Genomic DNA, 16,211 nt, shown 5'->3' on the forward strand with positions numbered 1-16,211 from the left:
TCTGCGCTCAGGTGGAACGCCTCGATTTGATCACAAGATAAACGACCGGTAATACGAACAGGGTAAACAGCGTTCCAAGGCATAACCCCCCGATGAGTACCGTGCCGATGGCGTGACGGGATTCCGCGCCGGCGTCATGAGCCAGAATAAGGGGTATGGCTCCGAACACCATGGCGCCTGTTGTCATCAGCACCGGTCTTAGCCGTAATACAGCCGCTTGTTGTATGGCATCATAAAGCGATACGCCGTCACGTTGCAGCTGATTGGCGAATTCCACAATCAAAATCCCGTGTTTGCTGATCAGACCAATTAAAGTGATGAGTCCGACCTGAGTGTAGATATTTAGCGATTGACCAAATAAATAGGAACACAATAACGCGCCGGAACAGGCTAGTGGTACGGTAAAAAGTATGATGAACGGATCGGTGAAATTCTCAAATTGGGTGGCGAGAATGGCATAGATGAAAGCCAGCGACAAAAACAGTAAAAACAGCATGGCATTGGACGATTCCTGTAAGGCTTTGGCCGCCCCCGTCCAGATCAGCCTGTAATGAGACGGCATGGTATCTTTGGCAAGCCGCCACACTTGTTCAGAGGCATGCGCAATGGAGTCGCCTTTACGCGGCTGAACATGCAGCGTCGTGGAGCGCATTTGCTGGAAATGCTCCAGGGTCGCGGGTTGTGCTTTGGGTTTCATGGCGGTGATGGCACCCAGGGAAATACGTTTCCCCGCGGAGGTTGTCAGGTAGAGTTCGTTTAAGGTCCAGGGTAATGAGCTGCCTTTGATGGTGAGATTGTAAATAATCCCGTCTTTTTCAAAGGTCTGGGTTTTGTCGCCGCTAAAAAACACCTCGATGGTTTTGGCGACCTGGGCGGCCGACAGGTTCAGTTTGGCCAGTTGATTGTAATCCAGTTCGATGGAGTAACCCATGGTATCTAAACGAAGGTCATACCCCGCGGACTCAAACTGTTTGCTGTTATCAAGCGCGGTTTTCAGTTTTTCGGCCTGATCAAACAATTGTCTGAAACTGTCGGGAGTGGAAATAACCAGCGTCAGTTCCGAGCCGCTCCCCGCGTCGTCAATGCCGGGCAATCCTGTATCCCAGCTCCAGACATGGGGATCGATAGACGGATAGTGAGTAAACGATGGGCGTAGACTTTCAACCACGTCACTGGCCGAGCGTGTGCGTTGGGCGTGAGGTTGTAAAGGGAGCACGATGCTGCCTCCCCAATCGCCCATAAACGTCAGCCGGTTATCGGATTCCGGAAGTTGATGGATGATCCTTTCCAGTCGGGCCAGTTTGCGATCCAGCGCATCGATGTCTTCGCCGGCGACTGGCGGTGTATAGACGCCAATTAATCCGCGATCTTCCTTGGGAGCCGTTTCGTGCCCCAGCACATTATAGAGCAGAACGCTGGCGGCGATGGATATCGTGGCGGCCAGAAATGTCAGTTTTTTACGGGGCAGAACGAAATGGAGTGCCCGGCCATACTGTTGTGCGAGTTTGCCGAGTAGCCGATCCATCTGAGGCCACCAGTTTCTGGAATCGTGCCGTAAAAAACCGGCACACATCAGAGGGGAAAGGGTCAGGGCGACGATGCCTGATATGAACACACTACCGGCTAATGCCACGGCAAATTCAATAAAAAGCTGGCCGAGCATGCCTTGAATGAAGGCAATGGGCAGATAGACACTGGCTAACGTAAAGGTCATGGCTACGATGGCAAAGCCTATTTCGCGGGCGCCCCTGATGGCCGCGTCAAAGGGTGACAAGCCGTTTTCAATGTGGCGCCAGATATTTTCCAGCACAATAATGGCGTCATCGACAACAAGGCCGATGGCGAGCACCATGGCCAGTAAGGTCATGAGATTGATTGAAAACCCGAACAGTTTCAGAAAAATCAGGGAGCCCAGCAGGGAAATGGGGATGGTAATCAGTGGAATGAAGGTCGCGCGCACATTGCGCAAAAAAAGAAAAACGATGATTAAGACCAGAAAGATAGCTTCCCCAATCGCGGATCGTATGTTTTTAATGGAGGCGTTAATAAAATCGGATTGATCAATAATGACATTGATCTTCATATCATCCGGGAGTCCTTGCTTAAGGTCGGCAATGGACTGGCGTACCGCTTTGGACACGTCAATGGGGTTGGCGTCGTTGGCGCGGTTTATGGATAAAACCAGGCCGGGGTGACCGTTGACGCGTACCCGCATGCGGCTTACGTCCGTTTCCAGAGCGACGTTGGCAATGGATTTGAGAAACACCGGATGTTTGGCGGATTTGATCAGCAGATTTTCATAATCTTCCCGGGTTTTGAGTTCCGAATTCAAGGTGGCCGGAATTTTATTACGATAGTTGCCGGCAGGCAGGGAAATATGGCTTTGGCTTAGGGCGTTTACCACATCGTCCGGATTGATACCGAAGGAAAACATTTTTTCAGGAACGAGGCTCACCGTGTAGGTGTAGGGTTGGCCCCAGACGTCAACGGAGGCCACTCCGGGAATGCTGCGAAACACGTTTTTCAGATTAAGGTTGGCGTAATGGGTCAGGTCGCCGAATCCTCTTGCTTTTGATTCCAGTGCAATGCCGATAAAGGGAAGGCCGGAGGATTTGCGCTGTCTTTCCACGGCTGGCGGTTTGACGTCGACCGGTAATTGCGCTTTTGCGATCCCTACGGCATCCTGGGTTGCACTCAAGGCCCTGTCCATGGAGGTTCCAGCGCGAAACAACAGGGTAATTTGCGCGTAACCCGCGTTGGATTGGGACGTGATGGTGTCCAGACCCTCTATGCCGGCTAAGCGATCCTCGAGAATGTTGGTTACCGAGGTTTCCACCAGATCCGGACTGGCATTGGGATATTGCGCGGTTACGGTGATGGTCGGGAAGCTGATATCCGGGTACTCGCGTACCGGGAGGTTATAAAGGCAAAGCAGTCCCAGAACCACGATCATACTGTTTAAAATAATCGCTATGACGGGGTGTTTGATAAAATAACCGGTTAATTTCATACGGCTAGCCTGCCAATGATTGGGAAGCCGGTTTGTAAACATCAACCGTCATGTTCGGATACAATCGTTCCTGACCTTTGATGATCACTTGCTGCCCGGGTTTTAAACCATCGATGATTTCAACGCGGTTTTGCTGCATCAGTCCGGTTTTTACGGCCACCAGAACGACCTTGTCCTGTTCGACTACATAAACGAATGGGTTGCTGTTTTTAAGAAACACGGCTTGAAAAGGGATGGTCAGGGCGTCTGGTTTTTCCGCCACCACCAGTTCCACATCGACGGTTGAGCCAATCAGGCAATCCTTGCAAACAATATCGACATCCGCAGGACACATATGTGTGTCTTCATCGATCATGTTTTGTATATGACTGAGAGCATATTGCCGGCCAAGAACGTGTACGCGCTGCCCTTGATGAACCCCGTTTAAGTTGCTGCATGGAATATCGAAATCGACGACCAGCGAGGCGGGATCGTAGATGGACACGACCGCATCGCCCTGATTAACCTGCGTTCCTTCCCGTTTTTTATAAGCGCCTATGACGCCGTCAAAGGGTGCGTAAAAACGAAGATTGTTCCGGTCTATTCTGGTTTTGGCAAGCTCCTTTTGCGCGTCTATCCAGAATTGTTTTTTCTCCTCGGCTTCCTTGGCACTGACGTAGCCGGTTTTCAGCAGCTTGTTTAAACGCTCGAATTGCGCCCTGGCGAGTTGTACGGCACTGTGGGATAACTGCGCGTTTTTTTCAATGTCGGGGTTGTCTATTTTGGCGATTAACGTGCCTTTGCTGATTTTTTGTCCGGTTGGAACAAGGGTATCGAGCATGCCATTGCCTTTGGCCATCAGGATAGTCGCGTGTTTGGGATGGATGGTGCCCAGCAGACGAATGGTTTGTTGCAATGGTTGCGGCGTTATCGTTTCCACTTCCACCAGTTTGTTGACGTTGGCCGCCGCGGGGTGTGTTGATTGAACAAAACGGATTGTAACTATCAGGGTCAACAGGGCAATAACGGCAAGTATGATCATCGTTTTGTGCCGGGAAGACAGGGAAGTCCATCGTTGTCGCATACCGTTCATCGTGTACCATGTTAGCAAAAGTTGCCCACTTTATCATAAAATGGGTGTTTGGGGGATGTTGTAGCCCCAGCGGGATTTCTGTGCCGTATATCCCCGCAATCCGCTTTGCTTCTCGCGGGCTACCTGTTTGGCAGGGTTTCGTAGCGCTTGCTTTGTCCTTATTCTGTCCAAAAAATAACTGCTGCGGCGCCAGAAAACTTAATGGGCATGGCCCAGGATGGATGCTTTGGGTGTCGGTAAATCCAGTTGCTCATGCAAATTGGCGGAATCCTTGCCCCGCCCGCACCGAACGTTTTGAGGATAGATATCACCCATTTCCAGACGCATCGCGTCCAGGGTTTTATATAATTCCCCCGGCCCGTCAATAGCTCTTGCCAGATCGTTATGACAGTCAATATTTGCGCCTATTGCCTCGTTCAACGCGTTTGCGAACAATTGCGGATTGTCGATGGGCGTACCGTCGTCCAACTGCATATGCCGGATTTGGATCAGCAATCTGGCGGCCACGTTAATGCGGGCTTGCTGTAATTCCTTATTGTAGAACATGCCGCGATCAATGGCCTGGTACTTTCTGGTGACCGTATACATGCCCGTGGTTTCACTGACTAGTCTGGCGCGATGGCCCAGATAGGTTTCCAGACGAGCGATGAGCGCTTCTCTGGCCTGACCCAGTTGAAAGGCGGAACCAACGGTATTCAAACGGGGTGTATTGCTTATCTTTCGCGCATGTTCTGATACAATCTGTGGTAATTGTTCCCGGAACAAATTGGCCGGGTAGTCTATTTTAGATGATTTTCTAGAATGAAAAGGGAATGACTTATCCTTGTGGACGCTGTCTGCCAACCCTGTCTGGGCAAGCAAGTCGGCTTCGATCGCCAGGGTTGCGATCACCCCTGAAATGGAGTTCGCACATCGAATCAAAGACCTGGTTTGTTCTAAAACCCGTTTACAGACTTCAAGCTGAGTCGAATTGAATTTATTTTGGAGTTTACTCTTGTCATTATACAACTGGTCTCTTTCAAATTGTTCGATGGCTTCCAGCAACTCTTGTTTTAACAGATTCAGTTGCAGGGTTGATGTGTGGTTAAACTGGGGGGACAAGCATTCACTATTGGCGCGATAAATGGCTTCAAACAAGGGGCGAGTGGCGCTATCTTTATGGATGTTCAAGGCAATATCTTGCAAGGTATGTTCGTCGTATTTCAGGGTTCGGGGAAAACAGGCATTATCCAGCGCTTCTGCAACGCTCACTGTATTCTTGCCTTTTCCCTTGTTGCGGGCATCGGATTTTAGTCCTTCCCGGGCAAGAGTGCTTTCTAGATTTTGTTGATCCTGCAGTACTTTTTCCGTGACAGGATGTGCCGGTCGGAGGGACTCTCCCCTGAAGGTAACTTCGGCAATTACATCCTCATTGTGATAACGGATTTGTCCGCGTTGGAACCATTCAAACATCGTAACCTCTGTGCTATAGATAAACTGAGGGAGCTATTATAACAAAAAGTGTTTTATATTGTTACAATATTTGGTTGAAGCCGGTTATTTCTCGTAGGGCAAGTTTGTCTCGGTACCTTCCTTGATGGCTATGACACGTGCCGTAAAGAGGTAGCCGCCATTGCGAATGGTTTTGATCAAGGCCGGTTTTTTGGCGTCCGTTTCAATTTTTTGCCGCAGGCGGCTGATTTGGACGTCAATGCGGCGGTCAAATGGATTAAGTTCGCTGTTTTTGGTGATTTGCAGCAGAAACTCACGGCCAAGGATCCGCTGGGGCTGGCGGGCAAAGGCCAGAAGCAAATCGTATTCACCGGCGCTGAGGCTCAGTTCTTTATTTTGCTCATCAAAAACTTGCCGGGAAGAAGGATAAAGGCGCCAGTTGGCGAACAACAAGACTTCCTTTTCCGGTTCCTGTTCTTTCCTTGCGCGTTGAACCCGTCTACCAATGGCGCTGATACGGGCATGCAATTCCCGGGGGTGAACGGGTTTTATTAAAAAGTCGTCCGCACCGGCTTCGAGCATCTTAACGCACGTGTCTTCATCGTAGTTATCACTAATGACCAGTAACGGGCCGTTATAATGCTGATAAAGTTCCGCGATGTTTACCGAGTTGGAGCGAATAAACCGTTCGCTGATCAATATGGCTTCGGGCGCTTGAGTTTGCTCCCCGGTTTCCGGCAAGTAGGGTTCTTGCACAATGGTAAAGTCAAATTTATTAAAATAATCATCAAGACGTTTGTCCCTGGGGGCATCGTCAATGATCAAGACATATTTTCGATGCGGTAACATGAAGCGATCCCCCGGATATAAATTGCAAATTTACCGACCATTATATACCGGATGTCATTAATTTGGCGATTTTTTAATAGATCCGGCGTTTGGGAAACCAGGCTCTGCACCAATTTTTTCGCAAAGCGAAAATGTGGATAATTGAGTGCCATCAGGTCTGTGAATGAGGCGAATAGCGGGCTCTATTTAACGAATTCAAAGACCTGATGGCGCCAGTTAGCCGCATTTGCAGCTGGGAAAATTTTGGTTCACAGAGCCTGGAGGTTACGGAAGGGGGATTACAGCTTGGGAGTGTGACGAACCGCGTTATCGGCATCCGTGTTTTCCTTGTTTTGAGCTTCAAGGATTTCCTCAAGCATGGCCAGCCTTGCTTTAATATCAGGGATGGCGCCAAGGTATTCGTGTGTTTGTCCTTGCAACACCGGAATATGACCACCACCAAGGGCTGGCGCGCCTATCAGATTATTGGCGTTATCCAGCACACGATTGGCAAGTTCTTTCCCGACCAGCTCCGGTAATATCATGGGATTTAATTTACCGACTAGAATCATTCGTGCTAGAAAATCGGCGAATTTAGGTGGTTCCTGAACATTAGCCATCTGTTCTCCTGCTTCTCTTATTATAATCCTAGGAGAGCCCGGGCGGTAATTCCAGTGAAATCCTGTTATGATCAATATATGGTGGCTGTACACTTATCTATTTCAGATTGAAAGGGTGGATGATTGGTTCATTTTTTGCAATATGAAATAGATAAGTGTACAGAACCTGATACGTCGTTCCGGCTTCATAATGATGCTTGGAGGGCTCAATATGGGATGGGTGAAAAAATCCTGTTTTAACTGGCTAATCGATAAGCATGGCCGTGATAAGGCTTTGCTTAAATTTGAAATCAGACAACTGGAAGCCCGCTTGCATCGTATGTTCAACGACGGGGACTTGCCTGACTGTGAGCGCCGGCGTTTTGCCGCTTGTTGTACGGAGCTGGCTGGCCGTTATGCCGAATTATTACAAATACACACCTCCTCGTGGCCATCTTGTGATTTTGACAACGATTTAAAACAATACGCAACGGCCGAGAGTTGTTATGAAGAACTGCTGATTCGCAAGAGACAATGGCTGTCTGCCTCGTCCAATGAAGAGGAAGCGCGTATTATCTCTGACATCGGTGGTTTTTATAAAAAAATCGCCGCCCTGTCCCAGGCCGCCACGCCTTTTTGTGAAACAAAAAACATGGAAGCAAGTCAGGGGTTATTCAAAGCCGTTGTGCAATCGACGACCCCCGATATCTGGTTGATGGCGTTGATTCATTTTGCCAATCAGACCGGGCAGGAATCCGAGGCGTTGCCAATACAGCTTGCGCGTTTGAACAATGAGCAATTGACTCGTTGCAATGAGCAGATTACCCGTCCCGAGTTCGTTTCTCTGATAAACACGATTTTTTTCTATAAAATCCACCCGGACAAATTATATGATTTTTCTCTTCATCCTGAAAAAATAATTTCCGTGAAAAGCAGGCTGGTTTTTCTGCATCATTTCATCGAGTATTTCCAGAGGAATATCGTGCAGAATTTGGGACAACGGGGCTTGAAGTCCGGGCAGGATTATTTATTGCATGACGATGAATTACCCGAAGGCATTCAGGTTGAACCGGATAAGACCTATCGCGGCCTGATAGGCAACGCTATCAAGGAGGGTCGGTTTGTATCGGCGCACCATTCTGACCACACCCTGTATCAAAATCGGTTACTTGATCTTTTTCGGGCTTATAAATTCTGGTTTAATCCCGATCGGCTCATTGATACGGCCATGTCTTTACAAAAATCATTAGCCGGTGATGGGGTTTGCCATGAGAACGATAAAATAGTCACGCAACGGTTGTGCGTGCTTTACAAGCCGTTACCAACGACCGAATGTTTGAACCTGTACGGCTATTTTGCCAATAAAGACAGTACCTATCTGTTACGGACGTTGCAAGCGGCTTTTCTGGGGCATGCCATTACCAATTGCCCTGATCTGGATCCGCAGGAGAAGGAAACGGCTCGACAAGTCTATAACGCCCTGACAGGTGTCATGGACGCGTTGCGGGAAGAGCTTGCTAACCGCGGTATTGTTACGGCCAATTATCAACGCCATGACGGGATGAAAAAGGTGAGGCCCGGTCGTCGCAATCTCAACGCGCTGCATCGTATATTAATTGTTTACAACGAAAAATCCTTTCTGGAAAACGACCGGATAAGCCAACTTTTTAAGGAAGTAGAGGGTTAGGCCGCGTTTTGGGGTAATCGGCCAAATCCTGCCGGAAAAAATGACGTAATTGTTGCAGCATGGTTTTAAACGGTGAATGGCTAGCGAACTCGGAAGCGGGATCGTCTGTCCATTGCTTATCGCTTAAACGAACGATGACAGGTATGTACTGTTCATCATCGGGGTAGAGGGCCAGCAACCAGTCGTCCTGGATGAGTCCATATAGTTTCATGTCATTAATCGCTTGCAATTGATTCGGTTTTAATTCGAGGTAATTATTTTCAGGATTGACTCGAAATAATAATTGTCCATAACGTATCGCTTTTTTTTGAGAAATAAACTGGTTGGGTAGCATGCCGCTTTCCATCATAATGGCCCGGTGGTTTACAGACCGGCTTTTGCCAAGAAGCGCATTAAATAATGATATTCCATCGACTGCGGGTGGAATCGGCAGGTGCAAAAATGAATAAATAGTCGGTGCTATGTCAATCAATGCAACCCGGGACTGGATGAGACGTGGTTTGGTGACAAGATGATCCTTGCTGATAATTTTAAAGCCCAGCAGGCAACGGAATTGAGCGGGACTCAGTAAATCGGAACCGTGTCCTGCGCTTTTTTCCAATGTTGTCGCGGTTTTTCGTCGAAAATAGCCGGCCAGTCGGCTGGGTTTTTGGCCATGATGGTTTTTCAGTCTGGTGAGACGGCTTTTTTCCTCATACAAGGCTTCGCCATGATCGCTGAGCAGGATAACAAGGCTGTTGGTTAACAAACCTTCTTCTCGTAACCGGGCCAATAATATTCCGATTTGCTGATCGGCACGGTGGACAGCGGCATGATAAAGAGCGCTGCGTTCTGCAATACTGTACTCATTGCCGACTTCGGCAGGATGTGATTTGGCCCAGGCATAAGGCCAGTGAGGCAAGGCAAAATGCACGGCAAGCATCATCGGTCTGTTGTGCCGATTCCGCTGCAGCATGCGTTGCAGTGCCTTGTCAAAGGTGGCCGGATAGTAGCTGTAATGGCTGGCCCGGTTCAGGTAATTATAGGGAAACAGCCAGGCGCTTATTCGAAAATTAATTAGCAGGTTGCTTAATGGAAAATCATTATAGGTCCCGAGAAGCGTATCATCGATACCTGTTTTCGGTCCCAGGATTTCCTGAAAACCAAACTCCTTGCCCAGATTATTAAATCGTCGGTCATCGGTCGCGAAAATGGTGTAATAACCCAGATTTCGCAAGGTTCGGACTATACTGTCCGAGTCGTTGACCCGCGTTTTAGGCACCAGGTTTTCCCGGGCTCCGGTATGCAACGGATACAGTCCGGTTAATATGGTTGTCCAGGCCGGATAGGTTCGCGCCAGCGGGCTGATGGTTTCTTTAAATTGAACGCTTTGTTTGAGAAATTGATTGATAGTCGGTGTTTGACTGGCATTAATGCGTTCCGGGTTGAGAGAATCTATCCCGATAAGAATAATATTAGGGTACCGGGTCTCCCGGGAAGGGGTATTTGATGTTGTATGATGTGGCAGAAACAGCAGGGTGAGGGATAGAAACAATATCATTCCTGCGGCAAACCGATACGGGGTGCGGCGCAAACCCTTCCACAACGCCAGAATAGTGAGGATGGCGAGGCATAAGGAAGACAATCCGAGAATAACGCGTATCAACGGCATGGGTATGGCCGGTAACAAAAGGCGGCTGAACGCACTTAATGGAAACAGATAACAGTTGATGGCAAGCAGCCATACGACAGTCAGGGTAAACAGGATAATTTGCCAGCGGAACTGCGCTTCCCTGTTCATCCCGGGCCAGGCGATACCCCAGAATAGCGTCGCTTGCAGGATGGATAATAGGCCATACAATCCCAACTGAATGACGCCGGTCATTATAATTTCAATGTGGACGTTAAGTGGTAATGGAATGGCCTGGAGGAAATTACTGCCGCGCGAGAGAATGTAGGCTATTTGTAATAGCGCAAATAGCAGGTTGTATAGGAAAAAATGGCCGGCCTGCTCCCAAAATCCGGGATTATTCTTGCTGTTCACGATTTATTTGGGATGGTGCTGTTCAAATGCCAGTTGTATACATGGTTTTCAACAGTATTGACGTGTTTTAACTGGCTGCTTAATGGTTCCCGGGCAAAATATTTAATATGATTGATAATGTTTTGTCCGGTGCCCCCGAAATCGTCACAGAACCATTCATAAATTTTGGACAGGGTTAATTTTCCTTCAATAACTTGCGCTCCTCGTAATGAATTAATGTAGTCTGCGGCGGCTTTGTTCAATTGTTGATTAATCAGCCTGCCCTCGTAAACCTGCTTTTGCAAGTTGGCAGCGCCTATGGAACCATTGTTGATAGCGTAGTGGGTTCGAGGATCATTCCAGATCGGGCGAATAATCCGATTATGAATTTCGTCCAGTGACAAGGACGTATGATTAACGGTCACAATTTTTGCGCCCCAGGGACCAACACTGAACAGGCCGGGAGATATATTGATTTCCTCTATGCTGCCTATTGGATAGTAGTCTGCAATAATCTTGACGGTAAGCGCATTATACAGATTGATCCAGAAAGCGAACTGCTCATCACGATTGAACGAGTTGATATCTATTTTGGACATTTTCTCGATGTAATTGGTCAGCAAGGCATATCCCTGTGGTGTTGTATGCGCATAATCAACCAAATTGATTCCTTCTTCATCGGTCACCACGTATTTGTCAAGAAACTGTTGCCATTCACTATGATCGATAGTCTGGGTCGAGAGAGGATTGTGGGCTTCCCAGGCCGGCCACAAATTTTTATTAAAGGTCGCGTGTGCATTTGTTGTACCGAGCATAATCAAGAGCAGTAAACAGACGGACGTGAATAGTGATGAAGTTCTATACATTCACGGTCGCTCGGTTGCGTAGGGCACTACTTATAGTATTGCCATCCAGAAACTCCAGCTCGCCGCCGGAGGGGATGCCGTGTGCCAGTTGGCTGATACGGACTTCCGAATTTTGTAAAAGTTCATAAATAAAATGAACCGTCGTTTGTCCTTCCACGGATGGGCTGAGGGCGAGAATGACTTCCTGTACCTGCAGGTCTGTAATAAGTCCAGCCAGACGATGTAATCCGATGTCTTCGGGTCCCAACCCGTCTAATGGTGAAATTTTTCCCATAAGCACAAAGTAGCCGCCTGAAAAAGCGTTACTTTGTTCGATAGCCGCAACATCTGCCGGACTTTCCACAACGCAGAGTTGTGTAAAGTCGCGGGCCGGGTTGCGGCATAAGGAACATAACGTTTCTTCCGTGTAATTGTTGCACTGTCGGCAATGACTGATCTTTTGCATGGCTTCTTCCAGGCAGGCGGCAAGATGCAATCCTCGCTGCCTCTGATATTGCAACAAATGATAAGCCATTCGTTGTGCGGATTTCGGACCAATGCCAGGGAGACAGCGCAACGCTTCCACCAGGCGGTTTAGCGCACTCATTCCTCGCTTATTCCTTGTCGTCGTCTTTTTGCATGAAGTCTGTTGGAATGTTGAGGCCGGCAGTCAGTTGACTGATTTTTTCCTTGGATGCCGCTTCAACTTTACGTACGGCGTTGTTAACCGCGGCGGCGACCAAATCCTCCAGCATTTCAGGATCTTCCTCCAGTAATGATGGTTTGATTTTGACTTCGGTGACATCATGACGGCCGTTCATTTTAATCTTAACCATACCGCCACCGGATTCACCTTGTACGATTAATTGACTCAACTGTTGCTGGGCTTCCTGCATACGCTGCTGCATTTTCTGCGCTTCTTTCATCAGGTTGCCAAGATTTTGATTAATGTCCATTGTTACCTCTCATACTATGTTTGATTTATTAATTATAATGGATCTTCAGCCGGGGCAATAGAATTTTTAACCAGTTCTGCTGAAAACTCTTGCTGCAACTGCTGTAGAAACGGATCATTTTGCAGGTTTGTCTCGGCCATTTCCTGCCGTAAGTGTTGTTTCTGCTGTTTTTTTTGAGCCGGGGTTGATTGTGCAGGTTTATCCGTGTTCAGGTTTATTCTGATGGTTTCGCCATAATACTCAGCCAGGGACTGTTCAATCCGTTGTACAATAGCCGGGGTGAAAAGCGATTGGTGTCCTTTATCAACTCGAAGGGTGATGATTCGATCATGCTTACTGATAAATTCCGCATTTTCAGCCGCCGTTTGTGCCAGGCCGCTTAATTTTAGAGCGGGTAACAGGGTTTCCCATTCTGCGCCGTTTGTGACCGAAATCCGGCTGGCGACTGGCGCCTCGGATTGCTCCCTTGCGGAAACAGCAGGGTTTTCATCGCTCTGAATATACGAAGCGTCCGGTTTTTCCCGAGGCGCTTCCGGCTTTGTCTGCGCCGTGGAATTGACCGGACTGCCCGCATCGGATTGTGAAGCCGGTGTTTCAGTCTTTTTTTTCCGGGGTGTCGAAGCGAGGGGTGGCTCAATCGGGGCTACGGGCTTGAAGGCAAGCATGCGCAGCAGGGTCATTTCAAAGCCTGCGGCCAGAGCGGGGGCAAGGTGCATATCTTCCCGGCCTTTGAGAGCAATCTGATAAAAAAGCTGCGTGTCTTCCTGTGAAAATTGGCCGGCTAAGGCCTTGAGTTCGGCAGAATATTCAAGTAGGGGATGTTCCTCAGGCAAATTCTGGCATAGTGTGATTTGATGAAGACTCTCCAGCAGACTATTGATAACGTAATCAAAATGCCCCCCTTCTTCCGCAATATTTCTGCTCAGGCGAATCAGTTCGGAGGGGTCATGGGCGATTAACGCCCGTAAAATCGGCAGAGCGTAATCCTGTCGGGTATAGCCGAGAATGGTTTTGACCTGTTGTTCGGTCAGTAAGTCGCCGGCGCAGGCGATCACCTGATCCAGCAAACTCAAGGCGTCGCGCATGCTGCCTTGCGCGGCTTTTGCCAGCAAGGCAAGTGCCTGAGCCTCGCAAGGCTGTTTTTCCTCATCGGTGATATGCTGTAATTGTGCCGCAATGGTTTCCGTGGATATGTGTTTTAAGTTGAATTGCAGACATCGCGACAGAATTGTGACCGGTAATTTTTGCGGATCGGTGGTGGCCAGAAGGAATTTAACATGATCCGGCGGCTCTTCCAGCGTTTTTAGCAATGCGTTGAAGCTATGCTGCGACAGCATATGAACTTCGTCGATAAGGTAGATTTTATATCGTCCCCGGGTGGGGGCGTATGGCACATTGTCCAGCATATCCCGGGTGTCTTCCACCCGTGTTTTTGACGCGGCGTCCACTTCAATGAGATCCATGAATCGGCCTTGTTCGACAGCGACACAGGCTTCGCATTGCAGGCATGGCTCGGCGCTGACGCCTTGTTCGCAATTCAGGGATTTGGCCATTAACCGGGCGATGCTTGTTTTCCCGACCCCGCGGGTTCCCGTAAACAAATAGGCATGGTGCAATCGCTGTTGATTGAGGGAGTTAATCAACGCCTGGCTAACGTGTTCCTGGCCAACCAGTTGGGAAAACGTCCGTGGCCGCCATTTACGTGCTAATGCTAGATAGCTCATAGAGACATTCACAATTTAGGCGGCAGCCCTAAGAGCCGAGACCCGCGCCCGCATCGACTGTTACCGCTGCTCCCTTCCGGGCCTGACGGGGTTCACAATCTGTCGTCGCGAGGAGACCAATAGAGCCACCATAATTGAATTGCGAAGCGTATCAAAAAAAGGGCGGCATAGCTATAGTTGTTTTAAAATTCCGGTGATGAAATCGCTGCCAGCGGCATGAATAATTTTTTACATGCTTAAGTTTTCGGTAAGTAACTCTTGTTAAAATCTCTCTTTTTAATGTTTACTTGGGATATTATTTTGGAAATTAACGACATTGTCTTTAAATTACTCGAAATATTGGACGAATACCCTGTATCTCCGGAAAATTACCACTACCGTTCCAGTGCAGAAATTAATATGAAAACCCTTTTAAGACTGGAACAAGACAGAAATCGTTATTACTACACTGCTCGTGCAGAGCGATTATTGCTGCAAAAACCATTCCACCGTCTCTATAAATATTATTTAAACTGGCAATCAGAACAGGCTTATCGGATCATCAATACGACGTTGGCTTCCTGCAGCGAGGATTTAACCATTGTTCGTGAGGCATTGTTGAAATTAAAAAAGGACGTTGAAAATACGCCATATATTAGGTCTTTAATAAAACGAATAGATAAAGGAGAATCAGGCAAGGATCTTGTTTTTTCCGGCCACGGGGCCTGGTATGAAGCGGACGGCAAAATGGAATTACCGGATTCTGATACCGAAATTGTCGTTTATTCAGGACTAGGAGCCGGGCTCTCCGACACATTGGCAGTTGATATTGAAAATAATCAACTCGATCCAGCCGATGTCACGGTAATACATAAAAAGGATCCTGATAAGACCATGCCTTTGGTTAAAAATTACCCTATGTTTTTTAAAAAGCCGGATAAAGTCCCCAATTTTTGTTTGATAAAAGGTTCAAAAAAACCTCATCCCAGGGTGTTTGAGCGTGAAACAAACAAGGTTGTTTTTGATTGCAGCTCAACTGATAAAAATTATTTTTTATTGTCCGATGTTGTCGAGATGTTTCCTGGTAAAACGTTTCACTGGGCTGCCTGTACAGGGTATAATGGCGAAATGGACCCCCCCTTTTTTTCAGAATATTTCTGGGAAAGCAAAAGCCACCTGGAATCAGTCGCGAACAAGAAACGAAAATTAGAAAACACGGGAGTCGAGTGTAGTGAAAATAACGCTACTCCTCATACGGATTGCAAAATTACTTAAACGGTTCAAATTTATCAATATTTTGACTATGGGATAGGATCGTTCAATGTTCGAGCTATAAATGATCGAGTGAGGTTATTTTTAGGCGGCCAGGCTTTCCGCAAAGCCAGAGTTTTCAGGTGAGTGGATTTAGATGTTTCTTGAGTATAAAGCAGGTATACTCGCTCATTTTCCAGCAATAGCTATGATTCGTTATGTATAACCGTCGTCGCTTGATGCCGTGGCTTAATTGGGCTACGGCGACAATCTATGTGTTTTTCCAGTTTTTTCTACAGGCAACAGCCGGGTTGATGGCGGCCAGGTGGCGTATTGATTTTGAATTAACACGAACACAGGTCGGCTCCTTGTCCGGCGCGTTTTTTGTCGCTTACGTCTTAATGCAGATTCCGGTTGGCCTGGCGTATGATCGTTTTGGTGCTCGTAAAATTCTGATTTCCGCCTCTGTTTTATTGTGCGTTGGCATATTTGGGCTGGGATTGAGCCAGGAATACTGGCAGGCTTATCTTGCTCGTCTGGTGATGGGCTGCGGCAGCGCCTTTGGTTTTGTAGGAATGCTCTATGTGACCTCATCATGGTTTTCCAATCGCCATTTTACCATGCTGGTCGGCATTTCCGAGACTCTGGCCCTGATGGGAGTCGCACTGGGTGAGGTTGGCATGGCATGGCTTATCACTCATTATGGATGGCGAATAACCATGTACATGGCGGGAGGCTGCGCGCTCATTCTGACCGTCGTTGTTGTTTTTATCATTCGGGATCCGGTAAAAAATATTCCGGTTGAGGTTAATGAGTGGGTTCCGTTG

The 16,211-nt window shown here is 48.0% G+C and carries 13 protein-coding genes and 1 other RNA gene (1 of these 14 cut by a window edge); 3 read left to right on the top strand and 11 right to left on the bottom strand.

Annotated features, from left to right (window positions below):
- Nucleotides 1-7: 7 nt before the first annotated feature.
- The 5 genes from lpeB to CKW05_RS02395 all read right to left on the bottom strand — a co-directional run bounded on the left by lpeB (nucleotide 8) and on the right by CKW05_RS02395 (nucleotide 6,961).
- Nucleotides 8-3,010 carry a multidrug efflux RND transporter permease subunit LpeB gene (lpeB, locus tag CKW05_RS02375; RefSeq protein ID WP_058483660.1) on the bottom strand — a complete coding sequence of 1,001 codons (3,003 nt, stop codon included), beginning with the start codon at nucleotides 3,008-3,010 and terminating at the stop codon, nucleotides 8-10.
- Between the two features lie 4 nt (nucleotides 3,011-3,014).
- The gene (locus tag CKW05_RS02380; protein WP_058483659.1) at nucleotides 3,015-4,082 is read right to left on the bottom strand and encodes an efflux RND transporter periplasmic adaptor subunit; all 1,068 of its coding nucleotides are present in this window, start codon (nucleotides 4,080-4,082) and stop codon (nucleotides 3,015-3,017) included.
- Between the two features lie 198 nt (nucleotides 4,083-4,280).
- The gene (locus tag CKW05_RS02385) at nucleotides 4,281-5,534 is read right to left on the bottom strand and encodes a hypothetical protein (protein WP_058483658.1); all 1,254 of its coding nucleotides are present in this window, start codon (nucleotides 5,532-5,534) and stop codon (nucleotides 4,281-4,283) included.
- A gap of 84 nt (nucleotides 5,535-5,618) precedes the next feature.
- Entirely contained in the window at nucleotides 5,619-6,362 is a 744-nt protein-coding gene (locus CKW05_RS02390) for a response regulator transcription factor (RefSeq protein ID WP_058483657.1), read from the bottom strand.
- 278 nt (nucleotides 6,363-6,640) lie between these two features.
- Nucleotides 6,641-6,961: a hypothetical protein gene (locus CKW05_RS02395; protein ID WP_058483655.1), complete on the bottom strand. Its 321-nt coding sequence runs from the start codon at nucleotides 6,959-6,961 to the stop codon at nucleotides 6,641-6,643.
- A 211-nt stretch (nucleotides 6,962-7,172) separates the two neighbouring features.
- Here CKW05_RS02395 and CKW05_RS02400 point away from each other — a divergent pair, with 211 nt between their 5' ends.
- Nucleotides 7,173-8,627 (top strand): hypothetical protein, encoded by a 1,455-nt coding sequence (locus CKW05_RS02400; RefSeq protein WP_133141175.1) that lies wholly within the window; start codon nucleotides 7,173-7,175, stop codon nucleotides 8,625-8,627.
- On the opposite strand, the gene CKW05_RS02405 is transcribed toward CKW05_RS02400, so the two are convergent.
- From CKW05_RS02405 to ffs, 6 genes are all read right to left on the bottom strand, one after another.
- Entirely contained in the window at nucleotides 8,608-10,650 is a 2,043-nt protein-coding gene (locus tag CKW05_RS02405; protein ID WP_058483653.1) for a sulfatase-like hydrolase/transferase, read from the bottom strand. The two genes, CKW05_RS02400 and CKW05_RS02405, sit on opposite strands and share 20 nt — an antisense overlap.
- A complete protein-coding gene (locus CKW05_RS02410; RefSeq protein WP_231950667.1) occupies nucleotides 10,647-11,444 on the bottom strand; it encodes a DUF547 domain-containing protein in 798 nt (265 codons plus the stop codon). Before CKW05_RS02410 ends, CKW05_RS02405 begins: the two co-directional genes overlap by 4 nt.
- 43 nt (nucleotides 11,445-11,487) lie before the next feature.
- Complete coding sequence (gene recR, locus CKW05_RS02415) at nucleotides 11,488-12,081, bottom strand: recombination mediator RecR (protein ID WP_058483651.1); 594 nt, start codon at nucleotides 12,079-12,081, stop codon at nucleotides 11,488-11,490.
- A gap of 7 nt (nucleotides 12,082-12,088) precedes the next feature.
- Nucleotides 12,089-12,430, bottom strand: a complete 342-nt coding sequence (locus CKW05_RS02420; protein WP_058483650.1) for a YbaB/EbfC family nucleoid-associated protein — start codon at nucleotides 12,428-12,430, stop codon at nucleotides 12,089-12,091.
- Nucleotides 12,431-12,462: 32 nt separating this feature from the next.
- Complete coding sequence (gene dnaX, locus CKW05_RS02425) at nucleotides 12,463-14,154, bottom strand: DNA polymerase III subunit gamma/tau (protein ID WP_058483649.1); 1,692 nt, start codon at nucleotides 14,152-14,154, stop codon at nucleotides 12,463-12,465.
- A gap of 26 nt (nucleotides 14,155-14,180) precedes the next feature.
- Nucleotides 14,181-14,276, bottom strand: an RNA gene (ffs, locus tag CKW05_RS02430) — signal recognition particle sRNA small type.
- Between the two features lie 178 nt (nucleotides 14,277-14,454).
- Here ffs and CKW05_RS02435 point away from each other — a divergent pair.
- Both CKW05_RS02435 and CKW05_RS02440 read left to right on the top strand, forming a co-directional pair.
- The gene (locus tag CKW05_RS02435) at nucleotides 14,455-15,408 is read left to right on the top strand and encodes a DUF6863 domain-containing protein (protein ID WP_133141176.1); all 954 of its coding nucleotides are present in this window, start codon (nucleotides 14,455-14,457) and stop codon (nucleotides 15,406-15,408) included.
- 194 nt (nucleotides 15,409-15,602) lie between these two features.
- Nucleotides 15,603-16,211: the 5' portion of an MFS transporter gene (locus CKW05_RS02440; RefSeq protein WP_058483647.1), read on the top strand. 594 nt of this gene lie beyond the right edge of the window; 609 of the gene's 1,203 nt are visible here — the first part of the coding sequence; its start codon is at nucleotides 15,603-15,605; its stop codon lies off the right edge, out of view.

The organism is Legionella spiritensis (assembly GCF_900186965.1).
In the GTDB taxonomy this organism is placed as follows: Bacteria; Pseudomonadota; Gammaproteobacteria; order Legionellales; family Legionellaceae; genus Legionella_C; species Legionella_C spiritensis.

Coding starts and splice junctions, on each gene's coding strand:
- lpeB (WP_058483660.1), bottom strand. CDS start 3,010: ATGAAATTAACCGGTTATTTTATCAAACACCCCGTCATAGCGATTATT.
- CKW05_RS02400 (WP_133141175.1), top strand. CDS start 7,173: ATGGGATGGGTGAAAAAATCCTGTTTTAACTGGCTAATCGATAAGCAT.
- recR (WP_058483651.1), bottom strand. CDS start 12,081: ATGAGTGCGCTAAACCGCCTGGTGGAAGCGTTGCGCTGTCTCCCTGGC.
- CKW05_RS02385 (WP_058483658.1), bottom strand. CDS start 5,534: ATGTTTGAATGGTTCCAACGCGGACAAATCCGTTATCACAATGAGGAT.
- CKW05_RS02410 (WP_231950667.1), bottom strand. CDS start 11,444: ATGCTCGGTACAACAAATGCACACGCGACCTTTAATAAAAATTTGTGG.
- CKW05_RS02390 (WP_058483657.1), bottom strand. CDS start 6,362: ATGTTACCGCATCGAAAATATGTCTTGATCATTGACGATGCCCCCAGG.
- CKW05_RS02380 (WP_058483659.1), bottom strand. CDS start 4,082: ATGAACGGTATGCGACAACGATGGACTTCCCTGTCTTCCCGGCACAAA.
- CKW05_RS02395 (WP_058483655.1), bottom strand. CDS start 6,961: ATGGCTAATGTTCAGGAACCACCTAAATTCGCCGATTTTCTAGCACGA.
- CKW05_RS02420 (WP_058483650.1), bottom strand. CDS start 12,430: ATGGACATTAATCAAAATCTTGGCAACCTGATGAAAGAAGCGCAGAAA.
- dnaX (WP_058483649.1), bottom strand. CDS start 14,154: ATGAGCTATCTAGCATTAGCACGTAAATGGCGGCCACGGACGTTTTCC.